Origin of the sequence: Mycolicibacterium arabiense (assembly GCF_010731815.2) — a bacterium.
GTDB lineage: Bacteria > Actinomycetota > Actinomycetes > Mycobacteriales > Mycobacteriaceae > Mycobacterium > Mycobacterium arabiense.
This window is the reverse complement of sequence record NZ_AP022593.1, coordinates 2,660,913-2,674,972: the sequence shown is the minus strand read 5'-3', so window position 1 is coordinate 2,674,972 and position 14,060 is coordinate 2,660,913. Positions and strand designations below refer to the sequence as shown.

At 69.0% G+C, this 14,060-nt stretch carries 13 protein-coding genes; 5 read left to right on the top strand and 8 right to left on the bottom strand.

Annotated elements, in window-relative coordinates; translation table 11 throughout:
* Position 1: 1 nt before the first annotated feature.
* Together G6N61_RS14475 and G6N61_RS14470 are read right to left on the bottom strand one after the other, a co-directional pair.
* Positions 2-349 carry an SEC-C domain-containing protein gene (locus G6N61_RS14475; protein ID WP_163919149.1) on the bottom strand — a complete coding sequence of 116 codons (348 nt, stop codon included), beginning with the start codon at positions 347-349 and terminating at the stop codon, positions 2-4.
* Between the two features lie 296 nt (positions 350-645).
* Positions 646-984, bottom strand: coding sequence for a hypothetical protein (locus tag G6N61_RS14470; RefSeq protein WP_163919148.1), 339 nt, complete (start codon positions 982-984; stop codon positions 646-648).
* 153 nt (positions 985-1,137) lie between these two features.
* Between G6N61_RS14470 and G6N61_RS14465 the strand changes: the two genes are divergently transcribed.
* Positions 1,138-2,688 carry an alkaline phosphatase D family protein gene (locus G6N61_RS14465; RefSeq protein WP_235887542.1) on the top strand — a complete coding sequence of 517 codons (1,551 nt, stop codon included), beginning with the start codon at positions 1,138-1,140 and terminating at the stop codon, positions 2,686-2,688.
* Positions 2,689-2,748: 60 nt separating this feature from the next.
* Here G6N61_RS14465 and G6N61_RS14460 read toward each other — a convergent pair whose 3' ends face one another.
* On the bottom strand, positions 2,749-5,214 hold the full coding sequence (locus G6N61_RS14460; RefSeq protein ID WP_407666489.1) for a phosphoketolase family protein: 2,466 nt from the start codon (positions 5,212-5,214) through the stop codon (positions 2,749-2,751).
* 312 nt (positions 5,215-5,526) lie between these two features.
* Between G6N61_RS14460 and G6N61_RS14455 the strand changes: the two genes are divergently transcribed.
* Positions 5,527-5,859 carry a hemophore-related protein gene (locus G6N61_RS14455; RefSeq protein ID WP_163919147.1) on the top strand — a complete coding sequence of 111 codons (333 nt, stop codon included), beginning with the start codon at positions 5,527-5,529 and terminating at the stop codon, positions 5,857-5,859.
* A 54-nt stretch (positions 5,860-5,913) separates the two neighbouring features.
* On the opposite strand, the gene G6N61_RS14450 is transcribed toward G6N61_RS14455, so the two are convergent.
* Both G6N61_RS14450 and G6N61_RS14445 read right to left on the bottom strand, forming a co-directional pair.
* On the bottom strand, positions 5,914-7,317 hold the full coding sequence (locus G6N61_RS14450; RefSeq protein ID WP_163919146.1) for an NAD(P)/FAD-dependent oxidoreductase: 1,404 nt from the start codon (positions 7,315-7,317) through the stop codon (positions 5,914-5,916).
* 78 nt (positions 7,318-7,395) lie between these two features.
* On the bottom strand, positions 7,396-8,232 hold the full coding sequence (locus G6N61_RS14445; RefSeq protein WP_163919145.1) for an LLM class flavin-dependent oxidoreductase: 837 nt from the start codon (positions 8,230-8,232) through the stop codon (positions 7,396-7,398).
* A gap of 147 nt (positions 8,233-8,379) precedes the next feature.
* Here G6N61_RS14445 and G6N61_RS14440 point away from each other — a divergent pair, with 147 nt between their 5' ends.
* The 3 genes from G6N61_RS14440 to G6N61_RS14430 all read left to right on the top strand — a co-directional run bounded on the left by G6N61_RS14440 (position 8,380) and on the right by G6N61_RS14430 (position 10,726).
* The gene (locus G6N61_RS14440) at positions 8,380-8,895 is read left to right on the top strand and encodes a hypothetical protein (RefSeq protein WP_163919144.1); all 516 of its coding nucleotides are present in this window, start codon (positions 8,380-8,382) and stop codon (positions 8,893-8,895) included.
* 117 nt (positions 8,896-9,012) lie between these two features.
* Entirely contained in the window at positions 9,013-9,798 is a 786-nt protein-coding gene (locus G6N61_RS14435) for an SDR family NAD(P)-dependent oxidoreductase (RefSeq protein ID WP_163919143.1), read from the top strand.
* On the top strand, positions 9,791-10,726 hold the full coding sequence (locus G6N61_RS14430) for a phosphotransferase family protein (RefSeq protein WP_163919142.1): 936 nt from the start codon (positions 9,791-9,793) through the stop codon (positions 10,724-10,726). The genes G6N61_RS14435 and G6N61_RS14430 overlap by 8 nt, the downstream gene beginning before the upstream one ends.
* On the opposite strand, the gene G6N61_RS14425 is transcribed toward G6N61_RS14430, so the two are convergent.
* From G6N61_RS14425 to G6N61_RS14415, 3 genes are read right to left on the bottom strand one after another with little or no spacing between them, the layout of a single operon-like run.
* Entirely contained in the window at positions 10,723-12,018 is a 1,296-nt protein-coding gene (locus G6N61_RS14425; protein WP_163919141.1) for an acyl-CoA dehydrogenase family protein, read from the bottom strand. The two genes, G6N61_RS14430 and G6N61_RS14425, sit on opposite strands and share 4 nt — an antisense overlap.
* Positions 12,019-12,044: 26 nt before the next feature.
* The gene (locus tag G6N61_RS14420) at positions 12,045-12,815 is read right to left on the bottom strand and encodes an enoyl-CoA hydratase/isomerase family protein (protein ID WP_163919140.1); all 771 of its coding nucleotides are present in this window, start codon (positions 12,813-12,815) and stop codon (positions 12,045-12,047) included.
* Positions 12,816-12,817: 2 nt separating this feature from the next.
* Positions 12,818-14,026, bottom strand: a complete 1,209-nt coding sequence (locus G6N61_RS14415; RefSeq protein WP_264077107.1) for an acetyl-CoA C-acetyltransferase — start codon at positions 14,024-14,026, stop codon at positions 12,818-12,820.
* Between the last annotated feature and the right edge of the window lie 34 nt (positions 14,027-14,060).

The window sequence follows — 14,060 nt, the reverse complement described above, 5'->3', positions numbered from 1 at the left end:
CCTACCCGCGTCCGTGGCAGCTCTTGTACTTCTTGCCGCTCCCGCAGAAGCATGCACCGCGCCGCGGTATCGGCATCTCGTCGAGCCGACCGGCGAGGGCCTTGTCGATGACGTCGTCGAGCCTGCCCGGTGTGGCGGGTTCCTCGGACAGGATCCAGATCGTCAGCAGCACACCGACGATGGCGGAGAGAGCGGTGGCGACCACCGGCGGCTCAGCGGACTGCCCGCGAAGCCACCTCGCGAGTGGGGCGGACACCGGTTCGACGGTCTCCGCCAGGACCTCGACCGACTCGGCGGAGTCGACGGTGCGCAGGGCCGATTTGAGCTGGAACAGGTCGCGCGCCGGCATCCGGTAAAAGACGCCGTCGAGACCGAGGCGGTTTACCTGACGTCCATGACGACGGGACCGATGCATGCGTGCCGCATGTATCGGAACGGATGATCGCAGATCGGGCAAGCTCCATCATCGTCTTGCTGCGTCACCGCCTGGTGCGGTCGGAGGCGGTGGGCGACCATGGTGGTGGTGTGCGTGAACAGCGTGGACAACATGACAGTCCCCCCAGACGTCGAGCGATGTTTTCCCCGTGGACCAGCATAGACCGGGAAAACCGACGTGGACGTCAAAAGTTAGCAAATTCTCCCGCGTCAGCCCGGCGGGGCCGGTGCGGGGGTCGGCGCCGTGGCCGGCTGCCTCGGCGCGGGCCCGGGTGCAATCCCGGGAGCCTGACCGGGTGCGGGGACGGCGCCGGGTGCGGGCGCGCCGCCTGCCGGCGGTGCCATGCCCGGCCCCATCGGCGGAGGCGGTTGCTGCAGTGTCGGTGACGGCGTGGTGGGCTGCGCGGGGATCCGGTCGACGCCGTTGCCCTTGACGATAAGAACGGCCAGCACGATGAACCCGGCCAGCGCGATCACTGCCAGCGCCGCAAGCGCATACCAGAGCGCATTCGCTGCCTTGCCTACCTGCGGTGACGTCGTCGTCGCCATTGAGCACCACCCTTCGCGCTGCCGAGTGTAGCGAGACGTTTCGGCGCCGAAGTGTCAACCCTTGCGGCACGCGTGCCGCGATCGTAAGACCATGGGCGGACGCCGTACGCCTGCGCGTAACCGCTGCGACAGTCGCCCGGCAGACACTGCGCCGTGCCCATCACGCCGAACCGGCGCAGCGTGCTCAAGGCGGGTGCCGTGTTCGCCGCACTGCCCGTCGTCGGGTTCACCGATCGCCGGCGAGCCGGACCTCTGGCTGGCGACCCATTCACTCTGGGCGTCGCGTCCGGTGAACCCGCGCCCGACGGCGTAGTGCTGTGGACGCGGCTGGCGCCGAACCCGTTGGCCGAGGACGGCTTCGGCGGCATGCCCGCCCGCGCGGCGGACGTCGAATGGGAGGTGGCGACCGACGAGTCGTTCAGCGCAGTGGTGCGACGCGGTGTGACGACGGCCCTGCCCGAGTCGGCGCACAGCGTGCACGTCGAGCTGAGCGGGCTGCGGCCGGGCGCCGAGTACTTCTACCGGTTCCGCACGTCGGGCCACGTGTCTCCGCCCGGGCGCACCCGCACTTCCCCGGAACCGGGCTCGCTGCAGCCGTTCAGGATGTGCTTCGCGTCGTGTTCGCACTACGAGCAGGGCTGGTTCACGGCGTACCGCCACCTCGCCGACGAGCAGCCGGACCTCGTCCTGCATCTTGGGGATTACCAGTACGAGTACGCCGCCGGCCGCAGCACCGAGCGGGTGCGCGACCACGTCGGACCCGAGACGGTGACGCTGGCGGGCTACCGGCAGCGCTACGCCCAGTACAAGACGGACCCGGACTTGCAGGCGGCACACGCCGCCGCGCCGTGGCTGGTGGTGTTCGACGATCACGAGGTCGCCAACAACTGGGCCGACGGAGTGCCCGACGAGCCGGATCCCAGTTTCCTCGGCCGCCGCGCTGCAGCCCTTCGGGCGTACTACGAGAACATGCCGCTGCGACCGTCGGCGCGGCCCCGTGGCATCGACATGGCTCTGCACCGGCGGGTCGACTGGGGTGCGCTGGCGTCGTTCCACATGCTCGACACGAGGCAGTACCGCACGGATCAACCCTGCGGTGACGTCTATCGATCGGACTGCCCCGAACGGCATTCGCCCGCAGCCACTTTGACCGGCGCCGAGCAGGAGCGCTGGCTGCTCGACGGGTTCGCTCGCTCACGGGCGCGGTGGGACGTCCTCGGCCAGCAGGTGTTCTTCGGCGAGGTCGACCTGGTGGCAGGGGAGGGCCGCGGCTACAACCCCGACGCGTGGGACGGCTACACCGTCAATCGGGATCGCATCGTCGCGGGCATCGTCGGCTCGCCCGTGCGCAACGCCGTCGTGCTCACCGGCGACGTCCACGCGCACTGGGCCGCCGAGATCCGCGAGCGGGCGGGCGACCCGTCGTCGCGAACGGTGGCGACCGAACTGGTGACCAGCTCGATCACCTCGGGCGGCGACGGCTCGGACACCAGGCCCGACGTCGAGGCGGTGCTACCCGAGAACCCGCACATCCGGTACTTCTCGGATCGCCGCGGTTACGTGCGCACCCGAATCACGCCCGACGCGATCGAAGCCGACTTCCGCACGGTGCCCTTCGTGTCGCGGCCCGGTGCGCCGATCGCGACCGGCGCGTCGTTCGTGATCGCCGATCGCGACCCCGCCCTCCACCGAACTGGAGCGTAGCGTCGCCGATCGGCCGCAATCACGACGTGACTCTCCAGTTCGGCGAAAGTTCGGCGCGAGCTACTCGTTGTCCCCACCCGTCGAGGCGGCGTCGGCCGCGAAGGACTGGTCGTGCGACGACGGCCACGCCCAGTCCCGAACCTCGGGGATGTCCTCGCCGTGGGCACGGGTGTATTGGCGTGCGGCCAGGCGCTTGTCGACCATCTGCTGGCGCAGCGTGGCGTAGCGCGAGCCCAGGGACGGCACGCGGTCGATGACGTCCATCACCAGGTGGTAGCGGTCCAGGTCGTTGAGCATCACCATGTCGAACGGCGTCGTCGTGGTGCCCTCCTCCTTGTAGCCGCGGACGTGGATGTTCTCGTTCACGGCGCGGCGGTAGGTCAGGCGGTGGATCAGCCACGGGTAGCCGTGGTAGGCGAAGATGACCGGCCGGTCGCGGGTGAAGATCATGTCGAACTCGCGGTTGGTCAGGCCGTGCGGGTGTTCCTTCTCGTCCTGCAGGCGCATCAGGTCCACGACGTTGACGAAGCGGATCTTCAGCTCCGGCAACTGCTTTCGCAGGATGTCAACGGCAGCCAGACCTTCGAGGGTGGGTATGTCACCGCACGTGGCGACCACCACGTCGGGGTTCTCACCTGCCTCCTCGGTGCCTGCCCACTCCCAGATGCCGAGCCCCCGCGTGCAGTGCGCGACGGCCTCGTCCATCGTGAGGAAGTTGGGGCTGGGCTGCTTGCCGGCCACCACGACGTTGACGTACTGGCGCGAGCGCAGGCAGTGGTCGTAGGTGGAAAGCAGGGTGTTGGCGTCCGGCGGCAGGTAGACCCGCACCACCTCTGCCTTCTTGTTGATGACGTGGTCGATGAAACCGGGGTCCTGATGGCTGAACCCGTTGTGGTCCTGACGCCAAACATGGCTGGAGAGCAGGTAGTTCAGGCTGGCGATGGGCCGGCGCCAGGGAATCTCGTTGGTCACCTTCAGCCACTTGGCGTGCTGGTTCATCATCGAGTCGACGATGTGGATGAACGCCTCGTAGCAGTTGAACAGGCCGTGCCTGCCGGTCAGCAGGTAGCCCTCGAGCCAGCCCTGGCACTGATGCTCGGACAGCATCTCCATGACCCGTCCGGCGCGGGCCAGGTGCTCGTCGACCTCGGGGCTTTCGTACTCGGCGTTCCACTGCTTGTCGGTCGCCTCGTACACCGATTGCAGGCGGTTCGACGCGGTCTCGTCGGGGCCGAAGATGCGGAAGTTGTCCGGGTTCAGCCGGATTACCTCGGTGAGCCAGTTGCCGAGGATTCGAGTGGATTCGGCGATCGTGGCGCCCGGTGCGGGCACCTCGACGGCGTAGTCGCGGAAGTCGGGCAGCCGTAGATCCCGCAGCAGCAGTCCGCCGTTGGCGTGCGAGATGGCGCTCATGCGCAGGCCGCCGGGCGGGGCGAGTTCGGCGATCATCGGGTCGAGTTTGCCGTCGGCGTCGAACAATTCGTCGGCACGGTAGGACCCCAGCCAGTCGTTGAGCACCTGCAGGTGTTCGGGGGTGTCGCGGGCGCTGCTCAGCGGCACCTGGTGGGCGCGCCACGACCCGGTGCTCTTCTTGCCGTCGATGTACGCGGGCCCGGTCCAGCCCTTCGGGGTGCGGAAGACGATCATCGGCCAGCGAGGCGTGCGGTCGTCGTCCTCGGGCCACGCCTTGATCTCCGCGATCTGGTCGAGCACGGTGTCGAGCAGCTGGGCGAACTCGCGGTGCGCGGTCGCATGCTCGGCCTCCTCGGTGGCGGTGAAGAAGTGCGGCTCGTAGCCGTAGCCGATCATCAGGCTGCGCAGGTCGTCCTCCGGAATGCGCGCCAGCACAGTCGGATTGGCGATCTTGTAGCCGTTGAGGTGCAGGATCGGCAGGACGACACCGTCGTTGACGCGGTGGGTGAACTTGTTGGAGTGCCAGCTGGTGGCCAGCGGACCGGTCTCGGCCTCGCCGTCACCCACGACCGCCGCGACGAGCAGGTCGGGGTTGTCGAAGGCTGCGCCGTAGGCGTGGGAGAGCGCGTAGCCGAGTTCGCCGCCCTCGTGGATCGAGCCGGGCGTCTCGGGCGCGACGTGCGACGGGATGCCACCGGGGAACGAGAACTGCCGGAACAGTCGGCGCATGCCCTCCTCGTCGGCGGTGACGTCGGAGTACACCTCGGAGTAGGTGCCGTCGAGGTAGGCGTTGGCAACCAGTCCCGGACCGCCGTGGCCGGGGCCGGTGACGTACATGGTGGGCTGCTCGCGCTCGCGGATCGCACGGTTGAGGTGGGCGTAGATGAAGTTCAGCCCTGGCGTGGTGCCCCAGTGCCCGAGCAGGCGGGGTTTGACGTCGTCGCGTGACAGCGGTGTGCGCAGCAGCGGATTGCTCAGCAGGTAGATCTGCCCGACGGACAGGTAGTTGGCGGCGCGCCACCAGCCGTCCACCTGGGCCAGGGTGTCGTCGCTCAACGGTGCGGTGTCGATGGTGCGCCAGGCCGTCGGTTCACGCTCGGTGTCGGTGGTCAGTACCACTAGTGCTCCTCGTGCTCGGGGTCTGCAGTCCATGTAACCCGCATCACCGAGTTCATGCAGGCGGCGTATCCAGGTGTTCACCAGGGCGTTGATTGCATTGGGCAGGACTTGGGTAGTGAAGGGGGGCGCTGCCTGGGCCTATCCGCTACGGGGGAATGGCTCGCAGACAAGCAACGTTGCGTTGTAACGCAAATGGACCAGTGGACGATTTCCTTTGCAGTGTGATGAACTGATCTCACTGAACTGGCGCGCGAGCTGCAGATTCGAAGTTCGAACAGAAACACCAGGGTTGGGAAGGTAATGAGAATGCGTATTGCAACCAAGGCTTTGATTGCATCGGGCGGCGTGGCCGCTGCGCTGTTGGGCACGGCCGGGATGGCCTCCGCGGCCCCCGACACCGAGGCCATCGTGAACACCACGTGCACGTACCCGCAGATCATCGCGGCCGTGAACGCACAGGATCCCGCCGTCGCGCAGCAGATCACCAGCGACCGGCAGGCCGTCGGCGTCCTGCAGGGCTTCGTTGCGGCGAACCCCCAGCAGCGTCGTGGGCTCATCGCGCAGGCGCAGATGTTCCCGCAGCTCACCCAGTACACCGGGCTGATCAACAACGTTGCGGGCACCTGCAACAACTTCTGACGTAGCACGATGCGGTGAAGACCGGCCGGGATCTCCCGGCCGGTCTTTCCGTCGTCAGGGCCCCGTTTCGCTCGACAGGCCGGCGAGCTTCTCGTTGCACGCGGTGAGCGTCGCCGCGATGGCATCCACCGCCTTGGCGCGTGTTTCCTCATCGGTCGGCAGGTCGGCGAACATCCCGCGCAGGATGTTCAGCCGGGCCGACTCCAGCCATGCCGCCAAGTCGGCGTCGCGCAGCCAACGCGACTGAGCGTCGTTGTCGGACATCGTGATCCGCAGCCAGTCCGCCGGTTCGTCGGGGTGGGGTACCGGCACGCACAGCGCGTTGCGTTCGTCGTCGGTGTCGTAGTTCGCCTCGACGTGTGCGATGAGCGCCGAGCTGAACACCTGTTGGCAACCGCGCACGCTCTGCAGCGTGATCTTCCCGTCGGAGAACACCGGCACCGACGGTGGCCGCGACAGGCCCGACGCCGTGCAGTCGACGTAGAGGCTGCCGGGGTCGGCGGGCATGGTGCCGTCGCGCAGGGTCAGCCGTTCCGGTTCGATCCGCTCCACGCGGCCGAGCCGCACCACGTCGCCGATGCGGCGCAGCTGCTCCAGCTCGCGCTCGGACACGATGGCGCAGTGGTACATGGTGGGCTCGACCGCCGTGTCGATCCGCATCAGGCTGCCGTTGGCCTCGAGGCGTTCGAAGAGGTCGTCGACGGAGGTGGCCTCGAAGGAGGCTTGCATGCGGCCGACGATCGCGGCCCGGACCTCGTCGAGGAACCGCGGCGCAGGCTGTACCGTCGCCCGGTTCATCAGCCAGGAGTCGCGCGGCATGATCCAGCGGACCCGCTCGGGTGGAATGCCGTTGCGCAGCAACCACAGGCACGCGTCCATCCCGGTCTTGCCCGCGCCGACGATCGTGAAGTGGTCGTAGTGCGACGCCCGCCCGGGCAGGTCGTTGGGGGTGACGACCTCGACGTCGGGGGCCGCCGCGTACGGCGGGGGACGCATCGACGGGACCGTGGTCTTCAGGTAGGTGGCGTCGACGACGCGACGTCGGACGTCGACGGTGTGCTCGGCGCCGTCGAGCGTGCGGAGGCGGTGGTCGCCGAGGTAGTGCGTCATCGGCAGGTAGGTCAGCCGGCCGGTGGGCTCGAGGTGGTGGCGCATCACCTGGTCGTAGTAGGCGCACACCTCGCTGCCGCTGGCGAGTTCGTAGAAGCCCTCGTTCCACCCGCCGGAGTCGATGACGTCGTCGCCGAACGGACGGGAGTTCACGCCGTAGTAGGCCGACGGCTGGTGCAGCCGGACGAACGGGTAGGTCGACAGCCAGTGGCCGCCGGGCTGGTGGCCCTCGTCGACGAGGACGACCGTGGCCTGCGTGTCGGTGGTGTCGGTGAGGAGCGTGTCGACGAACGCCATGCCCATGGCGCCTGCTCCCACGACGAGGTAGTCGGCTTCGATGGTGCTCACCGGTGCCGACGCTACGCCGGAGGCGCCCGGCAGTGGAGCGGTTTGCGGTGACGATTCGTTTGGCGGACCGGGTGCCGACTAGCCCCGGATCACGGTCTCGCCGAACTCCGTGATCGTCTCAGGCGGCGCGAAGTCGGCGAACCACACGTAGAAGCGTTGTGCGCCCTGGTCTTCGAGCCTGCGGAAGTGGGCGCCGAGCGACTGGGCGTCGCCGCACACCAGGCCGGGCCCGAGGTGACCGAACCGCCGTTGCGCCTTCTCGGTGGTCGCTGCCGGGTCGTCGCCGCTGCGGACGAAACCGGTCATCTGCTGCACCGTCGCCTTGGCCGTGCCGATCTTCGGCAGGAATTCCGGCAATCGGTCGACGTAGGTGGCGGGCAGGTTCCACCAGTCGGCGTGTTCGCGGACCAGGCCGAGCATCCGCGGTCCGATGCCGCCGAGCACGATGGGGATCGGTTGGCTGGGCGTGGGAATCTGGGCGCGCTCGTCGTCGGCGCCCCAGTACTGCCGCAGGGCACGCAGCGTGTCGCCGAGGGCGTCGACGCGTTCGCGTGGTGACGCGGTGCTGAGGTCGAACTTGGCGAGTTCGTCGGGCATGGATCCGGAGCCGAGTCCGAGTTCGAAGCGCCCGCCCGAGGCCTCGGCGAGCGTGACGGTCTGCTTGGCCAGCACGGCGGGGTGCCGGAACGCGTCGCACAGGACGAGGTGGCCGATCTTCAACCGTTCGGTGTGCGCGGCCATCCACGTCGCGACGGTCATGGCCTCCCAGATGGGACTGGTCGGCGCCATCGGCGTCTCGAGGTGATCGAGGAACGCGATGCCGTCGAATCCCGCCGTCTCCGCGGTGCGGGCCTTCTGCACCAGATCGTCGAGGCCCTGCCTGCTCTGCGGGACGTAGAGGAACCATTCGGCCATCCGGTGTCCTTCCGTGGGTGGAGCCCCGATGGTAACGGCATTCTCCGTAGAAGAGAGCGCGTTTCGGCCGGCGGTCGCCGGTCCGACGCGGCGCGGGCTGGCTGTTAGCATCGCGACGATCGTCGACTCCGATCTGAAGGAGGGCCCGTGGCCCGCACCGCGGCAGTGTGGGTCTCGTTGGCCGTCGGCTCGATACTGTGCGCGTCCGGCGTCGCGGCCGCCGATCCGCACCCACCTGCCACGGCCTTCGCGATCGGCATGTGCGTCGACGGCACGCAACCCGTTCAGGAACGGCCCCTGCGCTTCGCCTACAACTGCGACGGCACCGGCGTCATGACCGGCATGAACTGGACGTCGTGGGGTCGCGCCGGCGCGAACGGCACCGGCACCGACGTCGCGATCGAATGTCAGCCCAACTGCGCGCAGGGAACTCGGCTCGCCAACCCGATCGTCGTGCGGGCGTGGAACCCCGTGTCGCCGACGAGCGACGACTGTCCGCGCGGCGTGCAGTACTACTCCGACGTCACGATCGCATACCCGAAGAGTGCGCCGCCGTGGATCGACCCGGGCACGACGTGGGACGTGGGCACCGACTTCGTGACCGTCGATGGCATGCCTGCGGTGCACTTCTCCGGGCTCGCGCCGAACTGCCTAGCCCGCTAGCCACCACCCGGTCGATTCCGAGGTGATGGTGGCCGCGGGGTGCCTATACTCCGAGCGAGTGGTAACGGCATTCTCCTTTGACGAGAGTGCATTCCCGGCAGTGAGAGGACGGTCGACGTGGGAGCGTGCGACGGGAGGATCGCCCTGGTCACCGGCAGCAGCCGGGGACTGGGCAAGGCGATCGCGCAGCGGCTGGCTGCCGAGGGCGCGACGGTCGCACTGACCGCCCGCACGATGGACCCCGACCCCAAGTACGACGGCTCCCTGGCCCAGACCCGCGACGAGATCCTCGCCGGCGGTGGCCACGCGATCGCCGTGCAGGCCGACTTGTCGTCCAGCGAGGACCGCGAGCGGCTGTTCGCCGAGGTGGTGGAATCGGTTGGTGCGCCCGACATCCTGGTCAACAACGCAGCCGTGACGTTCCTGCGCCCGCTCGACGGGTTCCCGGAGAAGCGGGTACGGCTGATGCTGGAGATGCACCTCGTCGGACCGCTGCACCTGTGCCAGTTGGCGATTCCTGCGATGCGCGAGCGGGGTCGGGGCTGGATCCTCAACCTCACGTCGGTGGGCGGGGATCTGCCGGATGGGCCGCCGTTCTCGGAGTTCGACCGCGAGGCGGGCTTCGGGATCTACGGGACGGCGAAGGCCGGGCTGAACCGGCTGACGAAGAGCTTGGCCGCCGAGTTGTACGACGACGGCATCGCGGTCAACGCCGCAGCACCGTCGGACCCGGTCGCGACGCCGGGGGCGGGCACGCTGGACCTGGCGAAGACGAAGACCGAGGACATCGCGCTGATCACCGAGACGGCGTTCCGGCTGTGTACGGGTGATCCGGCGACGTCGACCGGCCTGATCGTGAAGACCCAGCCGTTCCTGCGTGAAGTCGGTTGGTTGGGTGACTGAACTCGGCCTCGACGGGCTGCGGATCCGGCTTGCCCGCAGCGGTGTTCGCGAGGTCGGCGTGCTGGCGGGCGGGGCGTCGAGCCTGACGTTCCGCGGCGTGCTCGACGAGCGGCCGGTCGTGGTGAAGGTGGCGCCGCCCGGGCACGAGCCGGTCGGCCATCGCGACGTGCTGCGGCAGGCGCGCATCCTCAGGGCGCTCGGGCCAACCGACGTGCCGGTCCCGGAGGTGCTGGTCGAGGACGCCGGGTCGCCGCCGCTGTTCGTGATGACGTTGGTGGCGGGTGAGTCGTTCGAGCCGCTGTTCGACGGCGGCACGGGGTTCGACGACACTGTGGCGCAGCGTTATCGGAGTGCGGCTCGAACCTTGGCCGCACTGCACGCGCTGAGCCCGGTCGACCTGGGTGCGGGTGAGGAGCCCGTGGTCGACGCGGCGGCCGAGGTGGAGCGCTGGTGCGCGACGCTGCGGACCGTCGCTCAGGATCTGGTGCCGGGCTGGGAAGCGGTCAGCGGCGAGCTGTTGGCCGGTGTGCCCGCACCGCTGGGTCCCGCGATCGTGCACGGCGACTTCCGACTGGGAAATCTGCTGGCCGTCGGGAGTGAGGTGACGGCGGTGATCGATTGGGAGATCTGGTCGGTAGGCGATCCGCGCATTGATCTGGGCTGGTTCCTGGCCAATGCCGACCCGGCCACGTACTCGCGGCCGTCACCATATGTCGACGCCGTGCCGTCGCGTGGTGACCTGCTCGGACAGTACGGTGACGCGCCGGACGTGGCGTGGTTCATCGCGCTGGCGTGCTTCAAGTCCGCGGCGACGTGGTCGCTGATCGTCAAGCACAATCGCCGGAGGCCAACGCCACGTGCGGAGTTCGAGGAGATGGCGCCCGTGCTGCCGCGGCTCCTGCAGCGGGCGCGAACGCTGCTGGCCTAACCCCGCGGTATGCCTGCGAGCCGGTCGGCGAACTTCGCCTCTGCCGCCTCGCGCAGCCGCAGCACGTGCTCGGACGGGAACCCGTCGGGTGCGGGTGCGACGTCCTTGAGCAGCTGGCGTGCCAACGTCACCTTGTGCACCTCGGTCGGGCCGTCGGCCAGGCCCAGCACGAACGATTCGGTCAGGTACTGCACGAACGGCATCTCGTGCGACGTGCCGAGTGACCCGTGGATCTGCAATGCGCGCGCCGACACGTCGTGCAGCACCTTCTGCATCATGGCCTTGACGGCCGAGATGTCGCCCCGGACGGCCTTGTAGTCGTTGAACTTGTCTATCTTCCAGGCGGTTTGGAGGGTCAGCAGCCGGAACGCCTCGATCTCCATCCAGGAGTCGGCGATCATCTCCTGCACCATCTGCTTGTTGGCCAGCACCTCGCCCTGGGTGTAGCGCGACACGGCCCGCTCGGTGATCATGTCGTAGATCCGGCGCACCAGCCCGACCGTCCGCATGGCGTGATGGATGCGGCCGCCGCCGAGGCGGGTCTGCGCCACGACGAAGGCGCCGCCGCGCGGGCCGAGCATGTGATCGTCGGGCACGCGGACGTTCTCGTAGCGCACGTACCCTTCGCGGCCGCCGCCGAGCGGCTGATAACCCAGGCCGACGTCGCGCAGGATGTTGATGCCGGGGGTGTCGCCGGGCAGCACGAACATCGAATAGCGCTGATAGGGCGGCGCTTCGGGGTCGGTCATCGCCATGACGATGATGAACGACGCCATCGAGGCGAACGACGAGTACCATTTCTCGCCGTTGATGACCCAGTGGTCGCCGTCCTGCACGGCGGTGGTGGTGAAGACCTTGGGGTCGGCGCCGCCTTGGGGCTCGGTCATCGAGAAGCACGACACGATGCGGTTGTCGAGCAGCGGCTCGAGGTAGCGCTGCTTCAGCTCCGGCGTGCCGTAGTGCGCGAGGATCTCGCTGTTGCCCGAATCCGGTGCCTGCGACCCGAATACGATCGGCGCGCACTCGGAGCGTCCGAGAATCTCGTTCAGCAGCGCGAGCTTCACCTGCCCGAAGCCCGGGCCGCCGAGGTGCGGGCCCAGGTGGGTGGCCCACAGCCCGCGGTCCTTCACGATCCGCTGCAGCGGTGGGATCAGCGCCTGGCGCACGGGGTCGTTGAGGTCGTGGGACTCCTCGACGATCATGTCGATCGGTTCGCACTCCTCGCGGACGAACTGCTCGACCCATGCGAGTTGTTCGGCCCACTCGGGGTCGGTGGTGAAGTCCCACGCCATGCGTCGGTCCTTTCAGCTGGGGCCTGTCACGACCACGCGGCGCGGCGTGCGGCCGCGTCGTCGGTGGCGTGGGTGAGCACCTGGTTGCGGTTCTCGAGTTCGAGTGCGGCGTCGAGGTTCGGCGCGTCGGTGTTGACCTGCAATGCGCGCTTGGTCAGTTCGACGCCGAGCGGTGCCAGCCCGGCCACCTGGCCGGCCAGTTCCAGCGCGCGGTCGAGCAGGGCGTCGGCGGTGACCACCTGGCTGACCAGCCCGCGGCGGTCTGCTTCGTCGGCGAGCACGGTGCGACCGGTGAGCGTCCAGTCGGCGGCGACGCTGGTTCCGACGATGCGGGGGAGGTGGTAGCTGGTGCCCATCTCCGCGCCCGACAGGCCGAGCAGGATGGCGGCGTTGCCGAACTTGGCCGTGTCCGAACAGATTCGGATGTCGGATGCCAGACATAGCGCCAGACCTGCGCCGACGCAGGCGCCGTTGACGGCGGCGATGACCGGCTGCGGTGCGTCGCGGATGGCGCGGGGGAGTGCGGCCATGGCCTCCTGGAAGCGCATCCGGTCGATCGCGGGGGCGGTGGCCTCGAGCATGCCGGGACCGAAGTCGCGGACGTCGATGCCTGAGCAGAACCCGCGGCCCGACCCGGTGAGCACGATGGCGCGCACGGACTGGTCGCCGCCGAGCGCGCGCAGCGTGGCGACGAGTTCGTCGCGCATGACCTCGTTGATCGCGTTGAGCCGGTCGGGCCGGTTCAATTGCAGGACCGCGACGCCGTCGGTCAACGTGTCGAGGAGCAGTGTCTCCATCGTCAGACTCGCTCGATGATGGTCGCGGTGCCCATGCCGCCGCCGGTGCACATGGTGACCAGGCCGGTGGTGAGGTCGCGGCGTTCGAGTTCGTCGAGCACGGTGCCGATGAGCATGGCCCCGGTGGCGCCGATGGGGTGGCCGAGCGCAATGGCGCCGCCGTTGACGTTGACCCGCTCGGGATCGAGGCCGAGATCGCGGATCGTCTTGAGCGGCACGGCGGCGAACGCCTCGTTGACCTCCCAGAGGTCGATGTCGGCGGCACGCATGCCGGCGCGGTCGAGGCAGCGCTGCGCGGCGGGGCCCGGCGCGGTCAGCATGATGATCGGCTCGCTCCCGATGGCCGCGGTCGCGCGGATGCGGGCGCGCGGGGTCACGTCGTGCCCGTCGAGCCAGGCCTTGGATGCCACGGCTGCCGCGGCGGCACCGTCGACGACGCCCGAGGAGTTCCCCGCGTGGTGCACGTGGTCGATCGTCTCGACGCCGTAGCGCTCGGCGCCGATCTGGTCGAACGTCCGGCACTCGCCGTCGACGGAGGCGGAACCCATTGGTGCGAACGCAGGTTTGAGGCCGGAGAGATTCTCGGCGGTTGTGCCGGGCCGGGGGTGCTCGTCGGTCTCGAGCACAACGGACCCGTCGGCGTCGGTGACCGGGATGACCGACCGGTCGAAGCGGCCCTCGGCGATGGCTACGGCGGCGCGCCGCTGGCTTTCGGCGGCGTAGGCGTCGACGTCGGCGCGGGTGAAGCCCTCCAGCGTGGCGATCAGGTCGGCCGAGATGCCCTGCGGGACGGTGGGGTAGCGCGCCCGGAAGGCGGGGTTGTCGCCGTCGATGGTCGGTAGGCCGACCCCGACGTCCCAGCGCGACATGGATTCGACGCCGCCGGCGAGCACGAGGTGCTCGGCGCCGGATGCCACGGCGGTCGCGGCGACGGTGATCGCCTGCTGGCCGGAGCCGCAGAACCGGTTGAGCGTCATGCCGGGCACGCTCTCGGGCCACCCGGCAAGCAGGACCGACAGCCTTGCGATGTCGTCGGCGTGGTCACCGGACAGGATGCCGTTGCCCCCGATGACGTCGTCGACCTCCGCGGGGTCGAAGCCGGTGCGCCGGGCAAGCGCGGTGAGGCACTGGGCGAACAACGCCTGCGGATGGATGCCGTGCAGAGCGCCGTCGGGGCGGCCCTTGCCGCGGGGCGTGCGGACGGCGTCGATGATCCAGGCGTCGATGTCGAACTCCCGTCGTTGC